The following is a 25431-nucleotide window of genomic DNA, read 5'->3' as shown; positions in this document are numbered from 1 at the left end:
TCTGGTTGCATCATTGGTCAATTTCGAGTACTCTTTGAGCCTTTCGAAATTGCGACCGGTGATGCGACTCGGTTTTGGAGTAGGGCAATGATTCAAACCGAAAGTATGCTAGACGTAGCAGACAACAGTGGTGCTCGCCGCGTACAATGTATTAAAGTACTTGGTGGTTCACATCGTCGTTATGCTTCTGTTGGCGACATTATTAAAGTTACTGTAAAAGAAGCTATTCCGCGCGCACGTGTTAAAAAAGGTGACGTGATGAATGCTGTTGTTGTACGTACAAAATTCGGCATCCGTCGTGCAGATGGTTCTGTTATCCGTTTCGACGATAACGCAGCTGTTATTTTGAACAACAACAAAGCGCCGATTGCAACTCGTATTTTCGGACCAGTGACTCGTGAACTTCGTACTGAACAGTTCATGAAAATTATTTCACTGGCTCCTGAAGTTCTATAAGAGGCGATCATGGCTAAGATTAAAAAAGGCGATCAAGTAATTGTGATCGCAGGTAAAGAAAAAGGCAAACAAGGTACAGTTTTGTCTGTTTCTAATGACCGTGTTATGGTTGAAGGCCTTAACTTGGTTAAGAAGCATCAAAAGCCGAACCGTGCAACAGGTGCTGAAGGCGCTGTAGTTACACAGGAAGCTTCGCTTCACATCTCAAACGTGGCAATTTTTAATGCTGCAACCCAAAAGGCTGACCGTGTTGGTTACCAAGTGACTGAAGGCGTGAAAACTCGCGTTTACAAGTCAAATGGTGAATCAGTGGCGGTAGCGAAGTAATAGGTTGAAATAGGCAATGGCCAGACTTAAAACACGTTACAACGACGAACTTAAAGCTCAGCTACAAGAGACTTTAGCCGTTAAAAATGTGATGGAGATCCCTCGCATCACTAAAATCACCATCAACATGGGTGTTGGCGCAGCGTCTGCTGACAAAAAACTCCTTGATGGTGCTCTTGCTGATATGCAAGCGATTGCTGGTCAAAAACCAGTTCTTACATTAGCGCGCAAATCTATCGCTGGTTTTAAAATCCGTGATGGTTGGCCGATCGGCTGTAAAGTTACTTTACGCGGCGAACGCATGTATGAATTCTTAGACCGTTTGATCTCTATTGCGATCCCTCGTATTCGTGACTTCCGCGGTTTTTCTGCGAAATCATTCGATGGTCGTGGTAACTACTCAATGGGTCTCAAGGAACAAATCATGTTCCCTGAAATCGATTTTGATAAGATTGATCGTATTCGTGGTATGGATATTACCATTACTACGACTGCTCGCACCGATGACGAAGGCCGTGCGCTTATGCGTGCATTCGGCTTCCCGTTCAAATAAGAGGTCGATATGGCTAAGAAAGGCATGATTAATCGCGAATTGAAACGCGAAAAAACTGTTGCTAAATATGCTGCAAAACGTGCTGAATTAAAAGCAATTATTGCAAACGTAAATGCATCAGACGAAGAACGTTTCGAAGCGATGATGAAATTTCAAGCATTACCACGTAATGCATCTCCAGTACGTCTGCGTAACCGTTGTGGTTTAACTGGTCGTCCTCATGGCTTTTTCCGCAAGTTCGGCTTAAGCCGCAACAAACTGCGTGAAACAGTAATGCAAGGTGATGTACCGGGCGTTGTTAAGGCAAGCTGGTAAGGAGCAATATATGAGTATGCAAGATACCGTTGCCGACATGCTAACACGTGTTCGTAACGCACAAATGGCGAAGAAACAAACTGTTTCTATGCCAAATTCTAAGTTGAAAGTTGCGATTGCGAACGTACTTCAACAAGAAGGTTATATTTCAAATGTAGAAGTTGCTGACAATGAAGGCAAAGCTACTTTGACTATTACTTTAAAATATTTCGAAGGCAAGCCAGTAATCGATACTGTTAAGCGCGTAAGCCGTCCAGGCCTTCGCCAATACCGCGGTAAAGATGCACTTCCGAGCGTTAAGCAAGGTTTGGGTATTGCAATTGTTTCTACAAGCAAAGGCATCATGACTGATCGCGCTGCACGTGCTGCAGGTATCGGTGGTGAAGTTATTGCTTTTGTTTCTTAATAGGTGATTCCTCATGTCTCGTGTGGCTAAAGCCCCAGTAACTGTACCTAACGGTGTAACAGTTACTCAGAACGGCCGGCAGGTCGAAGTGAAAGGCAGCAAAGGTACGTTGTCTTTCAACCTGCATGCGCTGGTCGAGCTTAAACAGGAAGACGGTATTTTAGCGATTGCTCCAAAAGCTGAGTCGAAAGACGCTTGGATGCAAGCTGGTACTGCTCGCGCTGTGTTAAACAACCTTGTAAAAGGTGTTAGCGAAGGCTTCGAACGTAAGTTGCAGCTTATCGGTGTAGGTTATAAAGCTGCGGTTAAAGGTAATGTTGTTAACCTTAACCTTGGTTTCTCTCACCCGATTGATTACAACCTTCCAGAAGGTGTAACTGCTGAAACTCCGACTGCAACAGAAATCGTGCTTAAATCAGCTGATAAAGCTGCTTTGGGTCAAGTTGCTGCAGAAATCCGTGGTTACCGTCCGCCAGAGCCTTATAAAGGTAAAGGTGTTCGTTATTCTGACGAAGTTGTACTTCGTAAAGAAGCTAAGAAGAAATAAGGCGCGAGGTTCTTATGAACGAAAAGAAACAAACCCGTTTGCGTCGTGCGAAAAGCACACGCTTGCACATCCGTGCATTGGGTGCGACTCGTTTGTGTGTAAACCGCACTCCGCGTCACATCTATGCTCAAGTTATTTCAGCAGATGGTGGCAAAGTATTAGCGCAAGCTTCTACTTTAGACGCTACTCTACGTGCTGGTACAACTGGTAATGTTGAAGCAGCTCAAAAAGTAGGTGCTTTAATCGCAGAACGTGCTAAAGCAGCTGGCGTTACTAAAGTTGCATTTGACCGTTCTGGTTTTAAATATCATGGTCGTATCAAAGCCTTGGCTGATGCTGCTCGTGAAAACGGCTTGGAGTTCTAATCATGGCTAAAGTTGAACAAAACGAAGGTCTTGTTGAAAAGCTGGTTGCCGTTGATCGTGTAGCCAAAGTTGTTAAGGGTGGTCGTATCTTCTCTTTCACAGCATTGACTGTGGTAGGTGACGGTAATGGTCGCGTAGGTTTTGGTCGCGGTAAAGCGCGTGAAGTTCCGGCTGCTATTTCTAAAGCGCTTGAAGCTGCTCGTCGCAACATGATTACTGTTGATCTTGTTGACGGTACTGTTCAGCATCCTATTAATGCTCGTCACGGTGCTAGCCGTGTTTACATGCAGCCTGCTTCTGAAGGTACTGGTGTAATCGCTGGTGGCGCTATGCGTGCAGTTTTAGAAGCTGTTGGCGTACGTAACGTGTTGACAAAATGTTATGGTTCTACAAACGCTGCGAACGTTGTAAACGCGACTTTTAACGGTCTGCGCGATATGACTTCTCCAGAGAAAGTTGCTGCTAAACGCGGTCTTTCTGTAGAACAAATTCAAGGGTAATCAATCATGAAAACGATTAAAGTTACCCAGACTAAATCTTCATCGCACCGCTTGAAAAATCACAAGCTTAGCCTTAAAGGTTTAGGTCTGCGTCGTATTGGTCATACTGTAGAAGTTCAAGATACACCTTCTAACCGCGGTATGATCAACCAAGTCTACTATATGGTTAGTGTAGAGGAATAAGCCATGACTCTGCGTTTAAATACAATTGCGCCAGCAGAAGGCGCTAAGCGTGACAACCTTCGTCTAGGCCGTGGTATCGGTTCTGGCGTTGGTAAGACTGGTGGCCGTGGTGTCAAAGGTCAAAACTCACGTAAGAGCGGTGGTACACGTCCTGGTTTCGAAGGCGGTCAAACTGCGCTATATCGCCGTTTGCCTAAGTTCGGTTTCACTAGCCAGTTGGCTTTGAAAACTGCTGAAGTACGTTTATCAGAACTTGCTAAAGTTGAAGGTGATCTTGTTTCACTTGAAACTTTAAAAGCTGCTAACGTTGTGCGTAAAGATATGTTGCGTGCGCGTATCGTACTTTCTGGTGAAATTACTCGTGCTTTCACTGTTCAAGGTGTTGCATTGACTAAAGGCGCTAAAGCTGCTGTTGAAGCTGCTGGCGGTAAAGTCGAGGAGTAATTCCCAGTGTCTATGACTCCTAGTTCTTCAGGTCATGTCAATATGATGAAAGGTCAGCCGTTTCATGTGAAATACCGTGAAATCATACGCCGAATGATGTTCCTCATTGGTGCTTTGCTGGTTTTTCGGCTAGGAGCGCATATTCCAGTGCCGGGCATTAATAATGCGGCTCTAGAAAATCTGTTTAATGCAAACCAGGGAACAATCCTTGGTTTGTTTAACATGTTTTCTGGCGGCGCATTAGAGCGGATGTCAATTCTTGCTTTGGGAATCATGCCGTATATTTCAGCGTCTATTATTGTGCAGCTGATGTCTACAGTGATTCCGTCACTTGAAGCTTTGAAAAAAGAAGGTGAACAGGGCAAGCGCAAGATTAATCAGTATACGCGTCAAGGCACGCTGTTTCTTGCACTCGTGCAGGCTGTCGGAATGTGTGCAGGCTTAATCAGTCAAGGGATTACCTTGAACTCTGGTTTGGCCTTCTACGTTCCAGCAGTCACTTCACTGGTGGCAGGGACAATGTTCCTGATGTGGCTGGGTGAGCAAATTACTGAACGCGGAGTCGGGAATGGTATTTCCATGATCATCTTCGCCGGTATTGTTGCAGGCCTGCCGAACTTAGTTCTGCGGTCTTTATCCTCTACAGACAATGGCCAAACCAGCTTAATTGGGCTGGCTATTTTTGGCCTGCTGTCCTTAGCTGTGCTGGCTGCGATTGTGTTTATTGAGAAGGCGCAGCGGCGCATCCCAGTAAACTATGCGCAAAAGCAGCAAGGCCGCCGCGTATTTTCTGCTCAGCAGTCACATTTGCCATTAAAGATTAATATGGCGGGTGTAATTCCGGCAATTTTTGCCAGCTCATTGCTTTTGTTCCCTGCGAGCTTAGGCCAGTGGGTAGGAAGCGCTGATCCGAATGCTGGAGTTATCAAGCGAAGCCTGCAAGATTTGGCGCTCGTATTGTCACCTGGACAGCCGTTATATTTGGTGCTCTTTGGTGCGTTAATTATCTTCTTCTGCTATTTCTATACTGCGCTGGTTTTCAGCCCGAAAGAAGTGTCAGAGAACCTTAAACGCAGCGGAGCTTATGTGCCGGGTATTCGTCCAGGAGAGCAAACTGCTCGTTACTTAGATCATATTCTCAACCGGTTGACGTTTATCGGTGCGATTTACATCACAATCATCTGTTTAATGCCGATGATCTTGCAAAGCTCGTTTGGTATTCCATTCAGCTTGGGCGGAACATCTTTACTGATCGTTGTGGTGGTTGTTATGGACTTCATGGCTCAGCTTCAAGCCCATTTGACTTCGCATCAGTACGACAATCAATCGTTAATGAGAAAAACGACTGCTCATCCTAAGGGATAAGCGCACTTAGAGGTTTCATCATGAAAGTACAAGCTTCTGTAAAGAAAATTTGTGGTAGCTGTAAAGTTATCCGTCGTAATGGGGTTATTCGCGTAATTTGCAGCGCAGAACCTCGTCATAAGCAGCGTCAAGGTTAATCTGATCAAGACCTGTTGATTTCAGTAGGCTAATTAGGTTATTATCCGCCCCTCAAGATTTTTGTGGGGCGGTTGATTGTCTTAACTGCCTTTTTGGAGAAAATTGAATGGCTCGTATTGCCGGTGTAAACATTCCGGATAACAAGCATGCTGTTATCTCTCTCACGTATATCTTCGGTATTGGCCGTCACACTGCTAAGAACATCTTAGCTGCTGCTGGCATCGCTACTACTACTAAGATCCGTGAATTAGACGACGCTCAGCTTGATGCGATTCGTGCAGAAGTTGCTAAGGTTCCGACCGAAGGTGACTTACGTCGCGAAATTTCCATGAACATCAAACGTTTAATGGATTTAGGCTGCTACCGCGGTCTTCGTCATCGTCGCAGCTTGCCTGTCCGCGGTCAACGCACCAAAACTAACGCACGTACCCGTAAAGGTCCGCGCAAACCAATTAAGAAATAAGATTTCTGGAAGCTAAAAGATGGCTAAAGATACTCGCACACGCAAGAAGGTCACTCGTACCGTCTCTGAAGGTGTTGCACACATTCACGCTTCTTTTAATAACACCATTGTGACTATTACCGATCGTCAAGGTAATGCACTGGCTTGGGCTACCTCTGGTGGACAAGGCTTCCGTGGATCACGTAAATCAACTCCGTTTGCTGCTCAGGTAGCTGCTGAAGTTGCTGGTAAAGCTGCTTTAGACTACGGTTTGAAAAACTTGGACGTCCTTGTAAAAGGTCCTGGTCCTGGTCGTGAATCTGCGGTTCGTGCTTTAGGTGCAGTGGGTTATAAAATTAACAGCATTACCGATGTGACGCCAATCCCGCACAACGGTTGCCGTCCACCTAAAAAACGTCGCGTGTAAGGAGAAACATTCATGGCTCGTTATATTGGTCCAAAATGCAAACTCTCTCGCCGCGAAGGGACAGACCTGCAATTAAAATCTGGCGTTAAACCTTTTGACGTCAAAACTAAAAAAGCTGCTAAAGCTCCTGGCCAGCATGGCGGAGCTCGTGGCGGAAAACAGTCTGAGTATTCACTACAATTACGTGAAAAACAAAAAGTACGTCGCATGTACGGTGTTTTAGAGCGTCAATTTAGTAACTACTACAAAGAAGCTGCTCGTGTTAAAGGCGCAACAGGTGAGAACTTGTTGAAATTGCTTGAAAGCCGCCTGGATAACGTTGTTTATCGCATGGGTTTTGGTTCTACACGTGCAGAAGCTCGTCAGCTGGTATCTCACCGTTCAATCACTTTAAATGGCCGCCGCGTTAACATCGCGTCTATCCAAGTTAAAGCGGGTGACGTGATTGCAGTTCACGAAGGCGCTAAACAGCAATTGCGTATCAAAAACGCTGTTGAATTAGCCGCTCAACGTGGTATTCCTTCTTGGATGGAAATTGATCATTCTAAGCTGGAAGGTACTTTTAAAGCTGCACCAGATCGTTCTGATTTACCTGCTGAAATCAACGAAAGCTTGATTGTAGAATTGTATTCTAAATAATCCTTGAGGTAGCAATAATGACGCGTACTGCAAATGAGTTTCTAACACCGCAAGCGATTAAAGTCGAAGCGGCAAGCGGGACCTCGGCAAAAGTTATTCTAGAACCTTTAGAGCGTGGTTTTGGCCACACTCTGGGCAATGCTTTACGTCGCATCCTACTTTCTTCTTTACCTGGCGCTGCCGTGGTTGAAGTTGAAATTGAAGGTGTCGAGCACGAGTACAGTACTTTGGAAGGCTTGCAGCAGGACATCGTCGAGCTCTTGCTGAACCTGAAAGGATTGTCTATTAAGCTGTTCGATCAAAATGAAGCTTATTTGACATTAGAAAAACAAGGTCCTGGCGACGTAACTGCTGCCGACCTTCGTTTACCTCATAATGTTGAAGTGGTTAACCCTGAACATGTGATCGGCACTCTAAGTGCCTCAGGCAATCTTAAGATGCGCCTGAAAGTTGCTCAAGGCCGCGGCTATGAGACTTCTGACTCACGCTTCCCAGAGGGCGAAACTCGTCCAGTGGGCCGCCTGCAGCTGGATGCCTCTTACAGCCCGATCAAGCGCGTGTCTTACACAGTTGAAAATGCTCGTGTAGAACAGCGTACGGATCTTGATAAATTGATCATTGATCTTGAAACAAATGGTACTGTTGATCCTGAAGAAGCGATCCGCAAAGCTGCGACTATTTTGCAGCAGCAAATTGCGATTTTCGTTGACCTTCAGAAAGACCAGGCGCCAGTTGCTCAAGAGCCTCGTGAAGAAGTTGATCCAATCTTGCTTCGTCCAGTAGATGATCTAGAGCTTACTGTTCGTTCTGCTAACTGTTTGAAAGCAGAAAATATTTACTACATTGGCGATCTTGTTCAACGCACTGAAGTTGAGTTGTTAAAAACTCCTAACTTAGGTAAAAAATCGTTGACTGAGATTAAAGATGTTCTAGCTTCGAAGGGCTTGCAGCTCGGCATGCGTTTAGAAAACTGGCCACCAGCTAGTTTACGCATGGACGACCGCTTTGCCTACCGCAGCCGTTAATTAAGTAGGACTATCACCATGCGTCATCGTAATAGTGGTGTGAAATTAGGCCGTACAAGCAGTCATCGTAAAGCGATGTTCCAAAACATGGCAAACTCTTTGTTTGAGCACGAGTTGATTAAAACAACTGTGCCTAAAGCGAAAGAGTTGCGTCGTGTAGCTGAGCCTTTAATCACTTTAGCTAAAGTCGATTCTGTAGCAAACCGCCGTTTAGCGTTTGCTCGTACTCGTTCAGCAGCAACTGTTGGTAAATTATTTACCGTTCTTGGCCCTCGTTACAAAGAACGTAACGGCGGTTATCTACGTGTGCTTAAAGCGGGCTTCCGTGCAGGTGATGCTGCACCGATGGCTTACGTTGAGCTTGTAGATCGCGAAGTTAACTAATTTCGCCCAAGAATAGCGTTTGCTGTTCTAGAAGGCTGGTTGCAAAACCAGCCTTTTTTATTGCCCGATTGTCAGGCAATTCTTTATTTTGTCCCAAAATGATAAGAAAAACGCGCTGTTTTATATCAACTTGACATTGTGTATTGTCAAAATTGTGCTTTAATAAAATCATAAAGTTGAAACAGGTTAAAAGAACAATATGCAAAAAAATGTTGATATTCTGATTGTCGGTGCCGGTATTTCGGGTATTGGTATTGCCGCGCATTTGGCAAAAAGCTGCCCGCAGAGATCGTTTGAAATTATTGAGCGCCGCGAAAGCTTTGGCGGCACATGGGATTTGTTTAAGTATCCAGGCATCCGTTCTGACTCTGACATGTCAACGTTTGGCTTTAATTTTAAGCCATGGAAAAAAGCCAGTGTTTTAGCGGATGGTTCCGCAATTAAAGGCTATTTGGCAGAAGTTTTAGATGAGTTTCGATTAAAGCAGAAAATTCATTTTCAGCACCGGGTGCTATCAGCGAACTATGATTCCGCCAGCCGCAAGTGGCAGGTTGAGATTGAAAACAGCAAGCAGCAAAAAGAAACATGGATTGCGAACTTTGTGCTGGGCTGTACCGGCTATTATAATTATGATCAGGGTTTTCAGCCCGATTTTCCAAATCAAGCGCAATTCAAAGGCCAGTTTATTCATCCGCAGCATTGGCCTGAAAATCTGGATTACAGCGGCAAGAAGGTGGTGATTATCGGCAGCGGCGCGACTGCGATTACGCTTGTGCCTGCTATGGCCAAAGGGGGCGCGGGGCATGTGACCATGCTGCAGCGTTCTCCAACTTATATTGCATCTATTCCATCTGTAGATATGATTTACGACAAAATGCGTAAAATTTTGCCTGAAGATGCCGCATATAAATTAACGCGTGCCCGCAACATCGGCGTACAGCGGGCTGTTTATGCCGTTGCGCAGAAGCAGCCCAAACTGTTGCGTAAATTTTTACTGAAATCCATTGAGCTGCAGCTAAAAGGCAAAGTGGATATGAAACACTTTACTCCAACATATAACCCTTGGGATCAGCGTTTATGCGTTGTGCCTGATGGCGATTTGTTTAAAATCCTGCGTGAAGGGCGCGCCAGTGTTGAAACGGATCAAATTGAGCGCTTTACTGAACATGGCATTCTGCTGAAGTCCGGCAAGCATCTGGACGCTGATATTATTGTATCGGCCACAGGGCTGAATATTCAGATCCTAGGCGGCATTCAGGCTTCAATTGACGGCAAGCCGCTGAATACTTCGCAGCATATGCTGTATCAAGGGATTATGGTGAGTGATGTGCCGAATATGGCGATGATTATTGGCTACATCAATGCGTCGTGGACGCTGAAAGTGGATATCGCATCTGAATATATTTGCCGCTTGCTGAACTATATGGATGCCAATCAGTATGATCAGGTGATTGCGGAAGGGGATGCTACGCAGCTTGAACAGGATACGGTGATGGGCAGTTTGAGCTCTGGCTATATTGCCCGTGCCGCGGACTCTATGCCGAAACAGGGCAAAAGCGGGCCTTGGCATGTGACCAATAATTATTTGGCTGACCGCAAAGCGCTTAAAAAGGCCAGTTTTGAAGACCGTATTTTGAAGTTTAAAAAGAAGTCATCTAAGGCCGCTGCTAAGCCTCGAATAGCTTCTTAATCGTAGTATGTTTGTATTTTAAAGGGAGGCTCAAGGCTCCCTTTTTTTATTTATAAGTTCGAAAATGCTTTCAATCTATGACCCGAGTGGTCAGGTTTTGAAGATTAAAATTTGTCAAAATATTTGCTAGATTCGCTATAGCGTTGGTTAGGGAAGCATGATGACCTTAAGGGTTCAATCCACTGACTTGCAGACAGCCTATGGCTGCGTCTATGTAAAATCGTGGGTTCAGCTGCATGCTGAATTGGCGCCGATCATATTGCTGCATGATTCGCTGGGCAGTGTCGACTTATGGCGCGATTTTCCACTGCTGCAGTCGCGGCATCGCTGGCTTTAGAGCATTTCATCGTCATGGGGCACAGTGTAGGCGACGGAATGTCAGCATGCATTGCAGCGGACTATGCGGATCAATGCAGAGGCCTGATTACGATTTCTGCGCAGTCGATGCTGGAGGATCTAACGGTGCGGGGCATTCAAGAAGCGAAACAGGGCTTTGCGCAGCCAGGCCAGCTGGATCGGCTGGCGAAATATCATGGAGATAAAGCGCAATGGTTGCTCGATGCATGGACGGAAACATGGTGTGACCCATTGTTTGCAGATTGGGATTTAGCTGAATATTTGGAGCACGTGTATTGTCCGAATCTGGTCCTGCATGGCGAGCTGGATGAATATGGCAGTTCTGTACAGGCTGAACGCTTTGCGGAATTAACCCAAGGACCCTCGGCGCTTTATATTCTGCCAGGCCTGCATCATATGCCGCATAAGGAAAACCCGGAATGGGCCGTGAACTTGATTGCCGAGTTTTTAGCGCCTCTGAAATAAAAAAGCCTTCGTGAGAAGGCTGGTTTTACGGCTATAGGCTTCGGGAAATCAGTTCTTTCATAATTTCATTGGTGCCGGCATAGATGCGATTGGCGCGGTTATCAATATAGGCGCGGGCAATCGGGTATTCCAGCATATAGCCATAGCCGCCATGCAGCTGCAGGCATTCATCGACAACTTTAGAAAACATCTCTGAAATTTTGTATTTGGCTGCGGCGGCAGCGTCAACGCCGAGGCTTTCTGAAAGCTGAAGCTCCATGCAGCGGTCTAAATAGGCGCGGCAGAAATCAATTTCGGTACGCAGCTCTGCCAGCTTGAAGCGGGTGTTTTGAAAGCTGGATATACTTTTGCCAAAGGCTTTACGGTCTTTGGTGTATTGCACGGTATGCGCAAATGCCGCTTCTGCGCCGGCTTGGCAGATAATTGCGACCAGCATGCGTTCCCAGGCCAATTCCTTCATCAGCATCATAAAGCCCATGCCTTCCATGCCGAGCAGGTTTTCTTTAGGTACACGGACATTATCGAAAAACAGCTCGCAGGTATCTTGGCCTTTCATGCCGATTTTATTTAACGGCTTGCCTTTGCTGAAGCCTGCGCGGCCGGCTTCCACCATGATCAGTGATAAGTTGGCGGAGCCTTTTTCATTGTTCCCTGTTTTGCAGACCACAATGGCCATATCGCATAAGTAGCCATTGGTAATGAAAATTTTTGAACCATTAATCACATAGTCATCGCCATCCAAAACAGCAGACGTTCTGACGGCTTGCAAATCTGAACCTGTGCCGGGTTCAGTCATGGCGATGGCGGTCACGCATGCGCCGCTGGCCATTTTCGGCAGCCAAGACTGCTTTTGCTGTTCATTGCCGAAGTTGCTGATGTAATTGGCGACAATATCTGAATGCAGCGAAAAACCGGTAGCGGAATCCATGGCATAAGCCTGCTCTTCAATTAAGATCATGCTGTACAGGCGGTCAACGCCCGATCCGCCATAGGCTTCGGAGATCGTCGTGCAGAGCAGGCCCAATTCACCGGCCTTATTCCATAAGTCCCGGTCTACATGCTGCTGCTGCTCATATCGGGCAATATTCGGCACGACTTCTTTTTCATAAAACTTGCGCACAGTATCGCGGAATGCTTCATGCTCTTCATTCAGCAGTTTACGCGGCAGCATATTAGGGATGGGGCGTATAGCGCCTGACTGCATTGTGATCTTCCTTGTTTTTATAAATATGCAAACAAACTATAAGAAGCGCTGCAGCACAGCAATGAGCTGAATGTTCAAAACAGGAGGAATTGCTGGCGGATTTCGCCAATTTGCAGAATAGATGCGAACAAAGCGCTTTGGATGGGGTAAAATACGCGGGATTTAAAATGATTGGGGAATAAGATGAGTGATGAAATCACGTTAGAAGAACGTAAAGTAATTTATCGTGCGCGCCGCGGCTTAAAAGAAATTGATGTGTACTTTGATCCCTATGTGAAAAATTATTATTTGCAGGCGGATCCTTTTGAAAAAGCAATGTTTGCAGAGCTCGTTGAACAGGAAGATCCAGACCTGCTGGACTGGTTTATGGAAGTCAGCGAACCGCCCCGTCCTGAATTGAAAACTTTTATTCAGAAGCTAAAGCATTACATTCATGGATAAATGCAGTTTTCAGCTGCAGCGCAGCTATTTGGCGCTGCTGTTTCAGCTGTGTATTTTCAGTGTACTGATGACGGTTTTGCATCAGCTGCTGTCATTCGCATTATGGTGCGGCTTTTTATTGCTCGGCGCTGTCATATACCTGCTGTTTTACCGTAAAGCGCCGAAAATTACCGCGCTGGATTACCTTGACGGCAAAGAATGGACCATCTCAGCGGCGGGCGCTCAGCATCGGGCGCATATCAGCCATATTGTGGATCATCAGGCTTATATTGTGGTTTATTTTCAGCATGCACGCGCGAAACCGATCATCGTCTGGTGTGATCAGATGCCATTCCGGCAATGGAAATCCTTTAAAGTATTGGCCAAAATGATCTGATTGTCTGACACTTTAAGATTTTGCAATAATAAAAAGATAAATAATAACAGTATATTAAGTAGATATTGAATTGCTGTTGTCAGACATAATTTTAAATTATTGGCATAAAATGCCGATTGTCAGACAAGATCGAATCTGCTGTCCGCCCATTTTATGTACATTATCTTTACCAACAGCAAGCGGAGATCGAGATGGATTATCCAACTTGGATGTTTCTGGCAGCAGCAATTGTGTTAGCGATTGTTGTAGGACGGCTAGGAACGGTGCTGAAGGAACGATTTGCATCAGATTAAGTGTTTAGGCACTTTACCCTTTAATAAGCAGCATGTGCTGAACCGTCGCAATGCTGCTTTTTTTTGCCTAAAATTTGGCATTTATCAAAAAACAGTCAATTTCACACCTTGGAATTCATGGCAAAGTGTAGTCTTAAATTAGAGTAAATACTCTTTAATTCAGAAATTGCTTCTGATATGTTTGTCGTTATGGACATAAACACAATTATAGAGGACAGGAAAATGTCGAGCGTCCAAAAAATAGGCCAAGGTATGGCTGCAATAGTAATAACAACGACTTTATTATCGGGTTGTTCACAGGTTGTGAAAACAGGCGCCAATGTTGCGCTCGGATTTACCGAAAATCATATTGTACCGCCTATTTTAGCCATGGATGATGCTGAAATGGTCTGCAATTCAGGCAATTCATTGACCCCAGCCATTATGGCGACGAAAGATATGGGAGCTGATCCAACCCGTGTCGCGGTACTGATGTATTCTGCCGCCGGCATTTGCGCGGAGCAAAAGGCGCTGGATTCAGAATTGCGCTACCTGCGTGCGTCCAAAGCCAATCAAGTCTCTGAAGCGCAGGACGCCCGCATTGAACAGAAGCGCTGGGCGGCGCTGGCGGCGCAGCGCCAGTACACAGGCTATCAGCTCTTTCAAAATCGCTATGAAAAAAAATACAAGAAAGCTTTGGGTGAAAGCTGTCCAAAAATGAACAGCGACATAGAGCAAACCGTTTATCTGCTGGGCCTGCTGAGCGGCCTGCAGTCTATGACCAATGACATTAACTCGGGCGGCGCTGTGAATGTGCCGAAAGATATTGCAGCAGTGGTCGAGCGCGGCATGACTTGCCTGAATAATGAGAAATTCTGGGGCGCGCCGGAAGCGACCCGCGCAGTGATTTGGACATTGCTGCCGGGCGCCGGAGACGGCAAGCCAGACCCGTATCAAACACTGAAGCAGTCGACGCAAATCGGCGAGAAAAAAGGCGTGCGCCTGTCGCATGCGATGTATGCCGTGGCCGCGCAAGCCAGCGGTGATGATGCGAAAATCCGTGATGCGCTTAAAACTTTTGCTCAAGCGCGCAGTGATGAAAAGCCGGTTAATCCGCAATTCAAATTAATTGACAGTATGGCAGCATCCATGGTGAAAGGCATTTCAGACCGCTATTGGACAGAACATACTGGCGTGCGCACAGCGGATGACGGCATGGAGCAGTTCTGGGACGAGTCAGGAAACTCATCAGATTTGGATGAATTGTTTGATGCAAAGAGTGAATGAATCTGAATCAGCAGAAGCCTGAATCGCCTGCTGGTTCTTAAGGCTTCTGTTTTAGGACGCACACAGGGAGTGCGCATGAAAGATCACTATCTGAAACGGAAAATTGTTTTTATCGCTGCGGTTTTCTCTGTCTGCGCTTGCCTGCAGATCTTTAAAGACTCTTTTTTTTATCTGCATCAGGCTCTGTTCGCAGAGCCTTGGCGTCTTTGGACCGGGCATTGGGTGCATGTTGGCTGGATGCATTATTTTTTAAATATGCTGGCTTTTATGTGCCTGCCGTTTATTTTTCCGCGGGCCTCAGTATGGCATTTCACCGCCTTGCTGATTGTGCTGCCGCCTTTGATTAGCCTCAGTTTTTACTATTTTTTACCAGACATTGAAGCTTATGCAGGTTTGTCTGGCGTGCTGCATGGCGCCTATGCCGCCATCGCCTGCGTGCATTTAATTTATAAGCGCGAACGCAATTTTGCAGCGTTGGTGCTTTTTCTTATTTTGGCAAAACTGATTTGGGAAAATACCGTAGGCGGTACAGGGGCTGCGCAGCTGATTGGCAGCCCGGTCTTGGTTGAGGCGCATCTGCTGGGGGTGATTTGGGGAATTGGCGCTGCCAGCGTGTATTTAATCATGGAGTATTATGCAGACCGCTATATGCATGATTAATGCTGTTGAGGATTGAATTTAAATATAATTTAAGGTGGCTAGTGACCAAGTTGACATTTTAAACAGAAAAGAAAATAGATATTGTCATTTTCAAAAACTGAAAAGTCATGCAAATTTGCAATGAATAAAAAGCAATAGGCTCGGAGAAAGGATCTTTTCCAGCCAACAGGACAAGGATGCAGCGCCTCTGTGCTTTGCAGCCAAAAATAAAAATAGGACAGCTCATGCAAAATAATGAACACAGCAGATCAGGACTGGGTCTGTTAAGTTACATATGGAACGAGTGGATTTCGACCTTCGTAGTTTTAATTTTATTGCTGCTGACGCTCATTATTGGCACGGGTGAAATGATTCATGGCCAGCTGCTGCGGACAGGCGAACGCCTCTATGGCAATGAAGCGATTGGCATGCAGTATTCATTCCTGCGCGCAGAGCCGGTAAAGCCGGACTGTGACCGCCATCCGAATGTGGATGCTTTGGTGCAGGCGCAAATGAAACAGAATGCCAATGATGAGTTTGCTGATATTTTCGGTACAGCATCGGCAGCGGATGTGCGCGCATCAGTGCAGGCTGGCGTACAGCAGTGCGAAGAGAAATACCAGTTTTACGACAAAGCGGAGAAATATTTGGATGACCATCCAAGCATCCGCACCTACCGCGCGATTGAAACCACTTTCTTCGGTATTTTTAAATTCGGCTCCGAAAACCGGGTGCTGATTTTACTGCTGATGGTGCTGGTTTCTGCGATTACGGCTTCGGTCAAATTCCATCATATCGGCCTGCGGGCGCCAACGACTAAGCTGGATTACAGAGTTTATGCTTTGTTTATGGCGATTGGTAATGGCCTGCTGACCTTTTCAGTTTACAGTCAATTCAATTCTGTATTGAATTCAGGGGTCAAATCGACGGGTGAAACGCTGGCGATTTACTGGCTTTGGCTGGCGCTATTTGGCATAGTCATGCTGATCAGCATTTTCCAATTCTTTAAAACCCCAGCGGTGAAAGAACCGGGTCCAGGCAATATTGGCTTTGCTTTATTGAGTGTGCCGCTGTATGCCTATATGGCCATTATTACCGGCGTCGCCTTTACCTTTTTCATGGATTATCCGATGGGACAGGGCATTTACCTGGGCCAATTGGTTGAGTTCTCCGGCATCTTCTTAAACCTGGCGCTGTTTATCTGGGCGGGTATGCTGCTGACGCAAACCCGTATTATGGATTTGTTTCTTGGGGTTTTGCGCCCATGGAATTTGGCGCCTGAAACACTGACCTGGCTGATTTTAATTGCGGCAGCAATTCCTACCGCATATACCGGTGCATCGGGCATTTTTGTCGTCGCAGCCGGCGCAATCATTTATAAGGAAGTCTGGAACTCGGGTTCACGCCGTCAATTCGCTTTGGCTGTCTCTGCTATGTCCGGTTCTTTAGGCGTAGTTATCCGTCCATGCTTGCTGATTATTTTAATCTCAATGCTAGACAGCCGCCATGTCACCTCGGATGAGCTGTTTGATCACGGCATTTATGTTTTCTGGCTGACGGCTTTTATTTTCTTAGGCATTTCGCTGTTCTTGGCGGAAACCCGCTTCCGCGTCAATTCGCCAAAAGTTGCTGTGCCCGGCATGCTGAAAGCCTTTATTCCTGTGATTCCTTATATTGTGCTGACTTTCATTGTGATTGCCTTCTACAAGTATGGTCTAGACACGCAGATGGATGAATTCACTGCGCCAGTCGTGCTGCCAATTCTGCTCATTGCTTATATTATGTTTGACCGCTGGTTTGCAGACCGCTTTATCAAAGAGCCGATTGATAAGCATGCTGCGATTACTTTGCAGCATGAGCAAAGTTCTGAGTTTATGCGCGAGCATGGCGGACATGGCGCCAACCGCCGCAGTTTCAGCAATTCAATTTGGTTCGCTTCTTCTGAAACGGTTGGCCATATTGGTGCGCTGATTATTCTGATGGCGCTTTCAGCAAGCGTCGGCGGGCTGATTGAGCGAACTGAAATTGTCGAATTATTGCCAACGCATTTGGGCAATATCTATATTTCCTTGGCCTTTATCGCGCTGCTGCTGGCGATTGTCGGCATGACCACCGACCCGTTTGGCGCGGTCATTTTAGTGGCGGCCACCATTGCGCCTGTGGCGTATGAAAATGGCATTCATCCGATCCACTTCTGGATGATTGTGCTGGTGGCGTTTGAGCTGGGGTACGTCTCGCCGCCGGTTGCGCTGAATCATTTGCTGACGCGGCTGTCGGTTGGCGATGAAGAAGTGCGGGCTGCTGATGCGGAAGCCAAAGCAATGTACACCAATTTCTACTACCGCTATGAACGCTGGATCCTGCCGATTATGGTCTTGTTCCCGTCGCTGCTGGTGGTGACTTACGCGCCTTATATTTTCAAATTGTTCGGCTGGTACCATTAAGCTACAGCATTAGGAAATGAACTGAAAATAGCGCCTTCGGGCGCTTTTTTATGCGCTTCTTTTTGATGCTCTGAACTGTCTGAACTTTTTGAGGTGGCGGGCTGCACAGTAAGCAGGCGCCTAAGCCAAGGATGAACAGCTGATTGAAAGCCGTATAACGGTTGCGGAAAAAGATGCTGGCGGCGTAGTTGCGCTATGGGAGGCAAAACGGATGCAAATGATGCCCATCATGGAATATAAAAGGGCGGCTAGTGTTCACAGGCCAAGAGCCTTAAACAGGCCGCGCTTTGCGGGAACATGCAGCATAAAAAAAGGCTAGAAAGCTGCAGAAATTCTAGCCTCAATTGAATTGATAAAATTATGGCTTTTGGGACAGCTGCGCTTCGAGCAGTTTAATTTGCTCTTCTTTGAGCTTAATCAGCTGGTCAGCATCGGTATGCTGCGCTTTCAGCGTTTTTTCCTGTTCATTCAGCTGCGATTGAATATCTTCCAATTTTGCAATTTCTTCTTTGGCTAAAGCCGCATTTTCAGGCACAGGCGCCTGCAGAATATCTTCATCAGCCAATTTGGCTGCAGTGGAAACGGCTTCAGGCGCCGCCGCAGGAGGTTTTACCGTTTCCGCGGGCGCTGCTTTTACAGGCGCGGCATCAGCCTGATGCGGCGGCAAATCTTCTGCATTGGACGCCATCATCCACTGATAGGTTAAGAACAGTGCGATGACAGCAATTAATCCCCCAACAATCCCGATTAAAAGTTTCGGACTATGTCTTTGATCTTCAAACATATAAAAGCCTTGTTGTTATTTCGGCTGGCGAGGCTTGAATTGAATGACGCCGATGTCATCTGGAACAGCCGGCGTTTCCGGTTCTTCCACATGCGTCGGGCGGTTTTCACTGTAACCGCAGTCAATGCATTCAATCCATTCATCGTCGCCTGAAGTCAGCATGACGACTCGATCTAACGCCTGGCATTTTGGACATTTTGCTCCAGCAATGAAACGGCGTTTAATGGTCATCCTGCTACCCTCAATCAAACTAAGGCAACTAGTTTAAGCGTTTTATGATGCGTTCGTCCAACCTTGATGACGAAGCAAAGCATCTATTTTTGGCTCGCGTCCGCGGAAATTGATAAATGCGTCAAGGGCTGTATCTTTTCCGCCAACTGCTAGAATAAACTGCCGAAACTGTTTTCCAGTCTCTGTGTTGAAGATGCCTTCTTTTTCGAAACGGTCAAAGGCATCACTGGCCAAAACTTCTGCCCATTTATATGAATAATAGCCGGCCGCATAGCCGCCTGCAAAAATATGGCTGAATCCGTGCTGAAAGCGGTTATAGCTGGCATTGGGCGCAACTGCGTATTTTTGACGGATTTCATCCAGCGTGGCCTGAATTTGCGCCGCGTTTAGCGCCGGTGCGGTTTTGTGAATATTCAAGTCAAATAAGGCAAATTCTACCTGGCGCAGCGACTGCATGCCGGATTGAAAATGGCGGGCGTCCAGCAGCGCTTTCAGCAGGTCTTCCGGCAGGGACTCATGGCTTTCGATGTGCTCGCTCAGCAGGTCTAAGCTGTCTTTATCCCAGGTCCAAAATTCCATAAACTGGCTAGGCAATTCTACGGCATCCCAGGCGACGCCGTGTGTGCCTGCGACTGCGATATTGTCGACTTCCGTCAGCATATGATGCAGGCCGTGTCCAAATTCATGGAAGAGCGTATTCACTTCATCATGCGTAAGCAGCGCAGGCTGATCGCCCACAGGCGGGGTAAAGTTGCAGACCATGTAGCAAATCGGTTTTTGCAGGCCGCTGGCGGTTTGCATGCGCGAACGGAAACCGCTCATCCATGCGCCGCCGCGTTTGCCGCTGCGCGCGTATAAATCGAAGTAGAATCCGCCGACCACAGCGCCCTGATCTTCCAGTTCGAAATAGCGGGCGTCTGGATGCCAGACCGGCGCTTCACGTTCGACAATATTGATGCCGTATAAACGGTTCACGATACTGAACAAGCCTTGCAGGATTTTTGGCGCAGGGAAGTAGGGCTTGAGGGCCTCCTGTGACAAATTGAATTGCTGCATTTTCAGCTTTTCGCTGTAGTAGCCAGTGTCCCATGGCTGCAACTCTGTGATGCCGTCAGCCGCCGCAATCGCTTTGAGTTCTGCAATTTCCTTTTCTGCCGGCTTGCGCGCATGTTCTGCCAAATCGACTAAAAATTGATTGACAGTTTCCACATCCGGCGCCATTTTGCTGGCAAGTGACAATTCTGCGTAATTGTGGAAGCCCAGTAGCTCCGCCATTTCCTGACGCAGGCTGAGGATTTCTTCCATTGCGGAAGTATTGTCAAATTCAGGGTGGCCGCCTAATTCAGAGGCTTTGGTGGTGTAGGCTTTATGCAGTTCTTCACGCAGTTCACGGCTGGCTGCATAAGTCATAATAGCCAAATAGGATGGGATATCCAAAGTGGCTGCGGGCTGTTCCAGCTCGCGCTGCTGGCCGTACTGCTTCAATAATTCAATGCTGCTTTGCGGCAGGCCTTCCAGCTGCGCTTCGGTCAAAGGCTTGAAGTAGGCCTGTGTTGCATCTAAAACATGGTTGGAAAAATCAGAAGACAATTGCGACAGGCGCGAAGAGATCTCTGCATAGCGTTTTTTGGCTTCACCCTCTAAAGCGACACCAGACAGTTTGAAGTCACGCAGGGCAAGTTTAACTGCGCTTTGCTGCGCCGCAGGCAACGTGCTGAAAATACTGTTGTCATGGACCTGCTGATAGGTTTGATACAGCGCAGCATGCTGGCCAAGCGCTGTGTAATATTCACTGAGCGCAGGCAAAAGCGCTTGATGCACTTCACGAGTCTCTGCATTGTTCATTACGGCATTTAAATGCGACAGTACGCCCCAAGACTCGCTCATGCTGTTTTCGAGATGGTCGACGGTGTCTAAAACCTGCAGCTGCGCTTGAATGCTGTCTGGAACTGCCGTCAGTTCATTTAAAAAATCCTGTCCATGCTGAATGGCCTGTTCAATTTTTAATTTCAGCTGATCTAATTGAATTTGATCGAATTGCGGAACGGGCAGAGTCGCCTTTTCTAATGCCATGATGCTAATGCCGTATAAAAATATTCTGTGTTATGTGTAGATGTAAGGCTTAAGTGCAGGGAAATCAAGGCAGAACCGGAATTTATTCAAAGATCGGCAGGGTTTGAAGTGCTTTGACCGCATGCTCAAGATAGATCGAACTTGCAGGGGCAGGGAGATGACGCAGGTTATTTTAATGCTGGCGCTGCTGGGATTCGGCAGGCGTTGCATCATAATTCGGGAGATTGTATTGGGCAGTTTACAAATCGCGCTGGCAAGTCAGCTTCGATTTGCTGGATGTTTCAGAACGCTGTTTTAAAGATGCTTAGCATTTGCCAATACTGCGGCATAAACTATGGCTGGCGCAAATGAAAACGGTATTTTCCAAGCAGGTGACTTTTATTTGCATTCACTGCATAAATAAAAAAGAGCGCCGAAGCGCTCTTTGAATGGTTGCCGCAATTACTCAGTTTTTGCTTTGGCATTGGCCTTTTTCTTTTTGGCCTTGGCTTTTTTCTTTACTTTATCTTTAGCCTTTGCTTCAGATTTAGCTGCAGATTTTTTATCAGACTTTGCGCCGTAAGAGCTTGGTTTTGATTTGGGCTTTTTCTTTCGAATGGGACGTTCTCCGTCTTCACTGACAGTGGCTTTGCCCTGTTCAGAAAAGACTTCTTCCTTGGCATCACCGCGCGGGGCCGGTCTGGCATCGGCGCGCTGCGCCGGTTTAGCGACGCGCGGCGCCCGGCTGCGTACAGCGCGGCCTCCGTGTGTCAGCTGCTGCAGCAATTCAAAATCAATTTTGCGCTCTTCCAGGTTTACGCCGGCAACTTTCACCTTGACTTCATCACCTAGGCTGAACGTTTGGCCATGGCCTTTGCCAATCAGGCTTTGGCTCGGCTGATCAAAGACAAAAAAGTCATCGCCTAATTGGCTGACATGCACCATGCCGTCAACATATAAGTCTTTTAAGGTAACAAATAAGCCAAACTCCGCGACAGCAGAAATCGTGCCGGTAAATTCTTCACCCAAATGCTGCTGCATATAATGGCATTTCAGCCATGCAGTCACAGAACGGGATGCTTCATCTGCGCGGCGTTCGGTGGCGGAGAAATGCTCACCGGCATCACTCAAAGACTGGCCCGATAATGGGAACGGTTTCTTCTGCAGATGCGCTTTAATCGCGCGGTGCAGCAGCAAGTCCGGGTAGCGGCGGATAGGCGATGTGAAGTGCGTATATGCTTCATAGGCTAAACCGAAGTGGCCTGCATTGTCCGGGCCATAGTAGGCCTGCATCATTGAGCGCAGCAGCACGGCATGAATGCTTGGCGCATCAATGCGGTCTTTGGTGGCTTCAATGACGGCCTGATAATCCGCCTGAGTCGGCTGTTCCGGGAAGTTCATGCCCAGCAGCTTCACAAAATCACGGACTTTCTGAATGCGGGAAAACTCTGGCGGCTCATGCACACGGTACAGCATCGGAATTTCATTTTTCAATGCGTAGTCCGCTGCAGCGACATTGGCCAGCAGCATGCATTCTTCAATCAGCTTGTGCGCTTCATTGCGTGAACGCGGCAGAATTTCTTTAATGCCGCCCAATTCATCAAAGGTCATGTAGGTTTCGACCGTTTCGAATTCCATCGCATGGCGTTCTGCCCGTAGGCCTTTTAAGACTTGATACAGCTGGAACAGCGTATTCAATGATTTGCGCACATCCCGGTCTTCGGTGACCGCTTTGCTGTCGCCGTCAAAATACTGCGCAACCTGCGTATAGGTCAGGCGCGCTTTAGAGTGCATGACCGACGGATAGAATTCATAGCCCGTTACCCGGCCAGCGCGCGACAGTTTCAAGTCGCAGACCATGCATAAGCGGTCAACATTTGGATTCAGCGAGCAGAGGCCATTGGACAGCGCTTCCGGCAGCATCGGCAAAACAAAGTGCGGGAAGTACACCGACGTGCCGCGTTCTTGCGCTTCATCATCCAGCGGCTTGCCTACACGCACATAATGGCTGACATCGGCAATCGCCACCACGACGCGGTAGCCTCCGCCAGCGCGTTTTTCTGCATACACCGCATCATCAAAGTCGCGGGCATCTTCGCCGTCAATGGTCACCAATGGCAAATCGCGCAGATCGATGCGGCCTTTGCGGTCTTGATCTGACGGCTCTTTAAAGCTTTCGGCTTCTTTAATCACCGCTTCAGGAAACTCATACGGCAAGCCAAACTCTAAAATGGTTTGCGGAATAATGATTTCAGTATCGGCTTTATCCGCCATCGACTGCACGATATGGCCTGTGGCAAATTCATCTTTGGTTGGATAGGTGTCAATGGCGACACGGATAGAGTCGCCAACTTTGACTTTGGCATGCTCAATCAGCTCTTTTTCTAAGGTAATGGGCTGATGCGCATTGGGATTGGCGGGCTGGATAAAATATTCGCCATCGTATATTGATACTTTTCCGATAATTTCTTTCACCCGGTGCTGCAGAACTTCGGTAATAAAGCCCCAGGCTTTGCCTTTGCGGTCTACCGATGTCTGGCGGACTTTAACCCGGTCGCCGTTAAAGACTTGGCGCAGTTCACGCTCCGGCAGCAGCAGATCATCCTGACCTGAGATATTGGCTGTGCCCAAGCCTTTACTGTTAATGTACACCGTTGCTTCATGGGTCGGCTGTTCTTCAGCCAACTGAAATTTAAAGCCGTCTTTCATCAGCTGTCCGTCACGCACCATGGCAATTAAGCGATGGCTCAGGGCGTCAATGCTTTTTTGATCGGCAATTTCAAAATGCTCGACAAGATCTGCATGCGACAGCGCAGTTTCGCGCTGCTCAATGGTTTCCAAAATCAGCTTGCGGCTGGGAATTGGATTTTCGTAACGTTCGGCTTCAGCTTTTGCTTCAGGGTCGACCCAATTTTTCATAATGTCTTTGGCTTCAAGTCAGAAGATTAGGATTAGCATAAGACATGCAGCAGGATACTGCACGTAAATGATTGCAATATTGTGTTCTAAGTTGGCATTTTACGACGTTTGCAGTTTTTATGGCTGGTGAATCGCGTCTTTTTCCAGCGATTACTGTTAAAGTTTCTGAAAATCGTTTAAAAAATATTTAATTGAGCAAAAAAAAGCAAAAAAACAGTGCGCATTGCTTGCAGTGCAGCGGTTAAGTTTGTATTATGGCGCCACGTTACGGTGAGATGGGTGAGTGGCTGAAACCACGTCCCTGCTAAGGACGCATACGGGTAACTGTATCGAGGGTTCGAATCCCTCTCTCACCGCCACGCTTTACTTATGTCGCGCTCATAGCTCAGCTGGATAGAGCACTTGGCTACGAACTAAGGGGTCGGGAGTTCGAATCTCTCTGAGCGCACCAATAAGTAAACACGAAAAGTAACGTAAGCCGTTAAGGCACACAAGTTTAGCGCTCATAGCTCAGCTGGATAGAGCACTTGGCTACGAACTAAGGGGTCGGGAGTTCGAATCTCTCTGAGCGCACCAACTTGAACAAATTACCGCACATGCTGCGGTTTTTTTGTGTCTGAATTTTGGCTTTTGCCCTTTATGTTGAAAATAAGATTAGTATAAAAAGAATTGAACGCTGACCCTTCAATACTGGGGGAGTGCATCGCATGAGAACACTCATTGTGCAGGAATTCATCACGCTGGATGGCGTGATGCAGGCGCCGGGCGGGGCAGAGGAAGACTCCTCGGGCGGATTTCAGCATGGCGGCTGGGCAGCGCCCTATTTTGCAGAGAATGACGCCGTACTTGCTGCGGTTATGCACGCGTGGATGCAGCCGGTGGATATTTTGCTGGGCCGCAAAACCTTTGAAATTTGGGCGCCATACTGGCCAGCGCATGCGGCGCTGTGGCCTGGAATCAATGAGGTGGCCAAATATGTGCTGTCCAGGACGTTAGCGCATTCAGACTGGCAAAATACGGTTTTCCTGCAACAGCTGGAAGATGTGCGGAAAATAAAAGCCGGCCGCGGCGGCGCGATTAAAGTCCATGGCAGCGCGCAGCTGGTTCAGGCTTTGCTGGCGCATGACCTTGCCGATGAGCTGCAGCTGATGATTTTTCCATTGCTGCTGGGTCAAGGCAAGCGCTTATTTGCAGCCAATGCAGTTCCAGCGGCCTATGTATTGAAAGATCATGCTGTGACAGCCAGCGGCGTGATTTTTGCGCACTATGTCCGCGGCGGCGCCGTGGAAACGGGCCATTTGGGCTGAAGCGCTGTTGAAAATACGCATGGGTTTTGCTGAATAGCGGAACCGCAGACGCCGTTTTAGCCGGATCTGCGTGGATTCAAATTAAATGCTGCTGTCATGCATGGCTTTGAAATCGGTGAATTTGCAGGGTTTAGCGGGGATTCTTAGCGGATGCGCCTAAATACTAGACGGTCAGTTGGAATTATACAAATAAGCGCTTAACAAAAGTTGAAAATCACGTATAATGCATTCCATCAAGACGTCGCGCTCATAGCTCAGCTGGATAGAGCACTTGGCTACGAACTAAGGGGTCGGGAGTTCGAATCTCTCTGAGCGCACCAACTTGATCAAGACTGAAAAACCGCACATGCTGCGGTTTTTTTGTGCCTGTCATTTATGCGTCGACCTATCGGAAATAAATATTATAGTTATCCAGTTATCCAGTTATCCAGTTATCCAGTTATCCAG

At 47.2% G+C, this 25431-nt stretch carries 31 protein-coding genes and 4 tRNA genes; 30 read left to right on the top strand and 5 right to left on the bottom strand.

The window, feature by feature from the left end:
• The first annotated feature begins 87 nt into the window (after positions 1–87).
• The 20 genes from rplN to F941_RS14745 all read left to right on the top strand — a co-directional run bounded on the left by rplN (position 88) and on the right by F941_RS14745 (position 11028).
• The gene (rplN, locus tag F941_RS14835) at positions 88–456 is read left to right on the top strand and encodes a 50S ribosomal protein L14 (RefSeq protein ID WP_005012978.1); all 369 of its coding nucleotides are present in this window, start codon (positions 88–90) and stop codon (positions 454–456) included.
• A 9-nt stretch (positions 457–465) separates the two neighbouring features.
• On the top strand, positions 466–783 hold the full coding sequence (rplX, locus tag F941_RS14830; protein WP_005012975.1) for a 50S ribosomal protein L24: 318 nt from the start codon (positions 466–468) through the stop codon (positions 781–783).
• 16 nt (positions 784–799) lie between these two features.
• Positions 800–1336 carry a 50S ribosomal protein L5 gene (rplE, locus tag F941_RS14825; protein ID WP_005012973.1) on the top strand — a complete coding sequence of 179 codons (537 nt, stop codon included), beginning with the start codon at positions 800–802 and terminating at the stop codon, positions 1334–1336.
• A 9-nt stretch (positions 1337–1345) separates the two neighbouring features.
• Positions 1346–1651, top strand: a complete 306-nt coding sequence (gene rpsN, locus F941_RS14820; RefSeq protein WP_005012971.1) for a 30S ribosomal protein S14 — start codon at positions 1346–1348, stop codon at positions 1649–1651.
• A gap of 10 nt (positions 1652–1661) precedes the next feature.
• Entirely contained in the window at positions 1662–2057 is a 396-nt protein-coding gene (gene rpsH, locus F941_RS14815) for a 30S ribosomal protein S8 (protein WP_005012969.1), read from the top strand.
• Between the two features lie 13 nt (positions 2058–2070).
• A complete protein-coding gene (rplF, locus tag F941_RS14810) occupies positions 2071–2604 on the top strand; it encodes a 50S ribosomal protein L6 (protein ID WP_005012966.1) in 534 nt (177 codons plus the stop codon).
• Positions 2605–2618: 14 nt separating this feature from the next.
• Positions 2619–2969: a 50S ribosomal protein L18 gene (rplR, locus tag F941_RS14805; RefSeq protein WP_005012963.1), complete on the top strand. Its 351-nt coding sequence runs from the start codon at positions 2619–2621 to the stop codon at positions 2967–2969.
• Between the two features lie 2 nt (positions 2970–2971).
• Positions 2972–3469, top strand: a complete 498-nt coding sequence (gene rpsE, locus F941_RS14800) for a 30S ribosomal protein S5 (RefSeq protein WP_005012962.1) — start codon at positions 2972–2974, stop codon at positions 3467–3469.
• A 6-nt stretch (positions 3470–3475) separates the two neighbouring features.
• The gene (rpmD, locus tag F941_RS16330; RefSeq protein ID WP_005012961.1) at positions 3476–3652 is read left to right on the top strand and encodes a 50S ribosomal protein L30; all 177 of its coding nucleotides are present in this window, start codon (positions 3476–3478) and stop codon (positions 3650–3652) included.
• Positions 3653–3655: 3 nt separating this feature from the next.
• Positions 3656–4096 (top strand): 50S ribosomal protein L15, encoded by a 441-nt coding sequence (rplO, locus tag F941_RS14795; RefSeq protein WP_005012960.1) that lies wholly within the window; start codon positions 3656–3658, stop codon positions 4094–4096.
• 45 nt (positions 4097–4141) lie between these two features.
• Complete coding sequence (gene secY, locus F941_RS14790) at positions 4142–5461, top strand: preprotein translocase subunit SecY (protein ID WP_171065540.1); 1320 nt, start codon at positions 4142–4144, stop codon at positions 5459–5461.
• Between the two features lie 20 nt (positions 5462–5481).
• A complete protein-coding gene (gene rpmJ / locus F941_RS16325) occupies positions 5482–5598 on the top strand; it encodes a 50S ribosomal protein L36 (protein ID WP_000867907.1) in 117 nt (38 codons plus the stop codon).
• A 107-nt stretch (positions 5599–5705) separates the two neighbouring features.
• Positions 5706–6062: a 30S ribosomal protein S13 gene (gene rpsM, locus F941_RS14785; RefSeq protein WP_005012957.1), complete on the top strand. Its 357-nt coding sequence runs from the start codon at positions 5706–5708 to the stop codon at positions 6060–6062.
• Between the two features lie 19 nt (positions 6063–6081).
• Positions 6082–6468 carry a 30S ribosomal protein S11 gene (gene rpsK / locus F941_RS14780; protein ID WP_001040166.1) on the top strand — a complete coding sequence of 129 codons (387 nt, stop codon included), beginning with the start codon at positions 6082–6084 and terminating at the stop codon, positions 6466–6468.
• A 12-nt stretch (positions 6469–6480) separates the two neighbouring features.
• Positions 6481–7107 (top strand): 30S ribosomal protein S4, encoded by a 627-nt coding sequence (rpsD, locus tag F941_RS14775; RefSeq protein WP_004691294.1) that lies wholly within the window; start codon positions 6481–6483, stop codon positions 7105–7107.
• A 17-nt stretch (positions 7108–7124) separates the two neighbouring features.
• Entirely contained in the window at positions 7125–8132 is a 1008-nt protein-coding gene (locus F941_RS14770) for a DNA-directed RNA polymerase subunit alpha (protein ID WP_005012955.1), read from the top strand.
• 18 nt (positions 8133–8150) lie between these two features.
• A complete protein-coding gene (rplQ, locus tag F941_RS14765; RefSeq protein ID WP_005012953.1) occupies positions 8151–8516 on the top strand; it encodes a 50S ribosomal protein L17 in 366 nt (121 codons plus the stop codon).
• A gap of 199 nt (positions 8517–8715) precedes the next feature.
• The gene (locus F941_RS14755; protein ID WP_005012952.1) at positions 8716–10206 is read left to right on the top strand and encodes a flavin-containing monooxygenase; all 1491 of its coding nucleotides are present in this window, start codon (positions 8716–8718) and stop codon (positions 10204–10206) included.
• A gap of 157 nt (positions 10207–10363) precedes the next feature.
• The gene (locus F941_RS16780) at positions 10364–10543 is read left to right on the top strand and encodes a hypothetical protein (RefSeq protein WP_005012951.1); all 180 of its coding nucleotides are present in this window, start codon (positions 10364–10366) and stop codon (positions 10541–10543) included.
• Positions 10498–11028: an alpha/beta fold hydrolase gene (locus tag F941_RS14745; RefSeq protein WP_228128334.1), complete on the top strand. Its 531-nt coding sequence runs from the start codon at positions 10498–10500 to the stop codon at positions 11026–11028. The genes F941_RS16780 and F941_RS14745 overlap by 46 nt, the downstream gene beginning before the upstream one ends.
• 31 nt (positions 11029–11059) lie before the next feature.
• Here F941_RS14745 and F941_RS14740 read toward each other — a convergent pair whose 3' ends face one another.
• Positions 11060–12232: an acyl-CoA dehydrogenase family protein gene (locus F941_RS14740; protein ID WP_005012949.1), complete on the bottom strand. Its 1173-nt coding sequence runs from the start codon at positions 12230–12232 to the stop codon at positions 11060–11062.
• 183 nt (positions 12233–12415) lie between these two features.
• Here F941_RS14740 and F941_RS14735 point away from each other — a divergent pair, with 183 nt between their 5' ends.
• The 5 genes from F941_RS14735 to F941_RS14715 all read left to right on the top strand — a co-directional run bounded on the left by F941_RS14735 (position 12416) and on the right by F941_RS14715 (position 17691).
• Positions 12416–12673, top strand: a complete 258-nt coding sequence (locus tag F941_RS14735; RefSeq protein ID WP_005012948.1) for an FAD assembly factor SdhE — start codon at positions 12416–12418, stop codon at positions 12671–12673.
• Positions 12666–13049, top strand: a complete 384-nt coding sequence (locus tag F941_RS14730; RefSeq protein WP_005012946.1) for a hypothetical protein — start codon at positions 12666–12668, stop codon at positions 13047–13049. The genes F941_RS14735 and F941_RS14730 overlap by 8 nt, the downstream gene beginning before the upstream one ends.
• Before the next feature lie 515 nt (positions 13050–13564).
• Positions 13565–14608, top strand: a complete 1044-nt coding sequence (locus tag F941_RS14725; protein ID WP_005012944.1) for a hypothetical protein — start codon at positions 13565–13567, stop codon at positions 14606–14608.
• A 75-nt stretch (positions 14609–14683) separates the two neighbouring features.
• Positions 14684–15268, top strand: coding sequence for a rhombosortase (rrtA, locus tag F941_RS14720; protein WP_005012940.1), 585 nt, complete (start codon positions 14684–14686; stop codon positions 15266–15268).
• A gap of 224 nt (positions 15269–15492) precedes the next feature.
• On the top strand, positions 15493–17691 hold the full coding sequence (locus F941_RS14715) for a TRAP transporter large permease subunit (RefSeq protein WP_005012938.1): 2199 nt from the start codon (positions 15493–15495) through the stop codon (positions 17689–17691).
• Between the two features lie 358 nt (positions 17692–18049).
• Here the strand turns inward: F941_RS14715 and F941_RS14705 are convergent, their stop codons facing one another.
• The 4 genes from F941_RS14705 to rnr form a co-directional block, all read right to left on the bottom strand.
• Complete coding sequence (locus F941_RS14705; protein ID WP_005012936.1) at positions 18050–18475, bottom strand: hypothetical protein; 426 nt, start codon at positions 18473–18475, stop codon at positions 18050–18052.
• 15 nt (positions 18476–18490) lie between these two features.
• A complete protein-coding gene (locus F941_RS14700) occupies positions 18491–18700 on the bottom strand; it encodes a YheV family putative zinc ribbon protein (RefSeq protein WP_171065538.1) in 210 nt (69 codons plus the stop codon).
• Positions 18701–18748: 48 nt separating this feature from the next.
• Positions 18749–20779: a M3 family metallopeptidase gene (locus F941_RS14695; RefSeq protein WP_005012932.1), complete on the bottom strand. Its 2031-nt coding sequence runs from the start codon at positions 20777–20779 to the stop codon at positions 18749–18751.
• A gap of 441 nt (positions 20780–21220) precedes the next feature.
• Entirely contained in the window at positions 21221–23680 is a 2460-nt protein-coding gene (rnr, locus tag F941_RS14690) for a ribonuclease R (protein ID WP_026253389.1), read from the bottom strand.
• 266 nt (positions 23681–23946) lie between these two features.
• On the opposite strand from rnr, the gene F941_RS14685 reads away from it, so the two are divergent.
• From F941_RS14685 to F941_RS14665, 5 genes are all read left to right on the top strand, one after another.
• Positions 23947–24036 (top strand) — tRNA-Ser (locus tag F941_RS14685).
• A 15-nt stretch (positions 24037–24051) separates the two neighbouring features.
• Positions 24052–24128: transfer RNA gene (locus F941_RS14680), tRNA-Arg, on the top strand.
• 48 nt (positions 24129–24176) lie between these two features.
• Positions 24177–24253, top strand: a tRNA-Arg gene (locus F941_RS14675).
• Between the two features lie 131 nt (positions 24254–24384).
• Positions 24385–24984, top strand: a complete 600-nt coding sequence (locus tag F941_RS14670) for a dihydrofolate reductase family protein (RefSeq protein ID WP_005012928.1) — start codon at positions 24385–24387, stop codon at positions 24982–24984.
• Between the two features lie 243 nt (positions 24985–25227).
• Positions 25228–25304 (top strand) — tRNA-Arg (locus F941_RS14665).
• Positions 25305–25431 lie beyond the last annotated feature (127 nt).

Origin of the sequence: Acinetobacter bouvetii DSM 14964 = CIP 107468 (genome assembly GCF_000368865.1) — a bacterium.
In the GTDB taxonomy this organism is placed as follows: Bacteria; Pseudomonadota; Gammaproteobacteria; order Pseudomonadales; family Moraxellaceae; genus Acinetobacter; species Acinetobacter bouvetii.
Note: the sequence above shows the minus strand (reverse complement) of the source record. Positions and strands in the feature narration are given on the sequence as shown.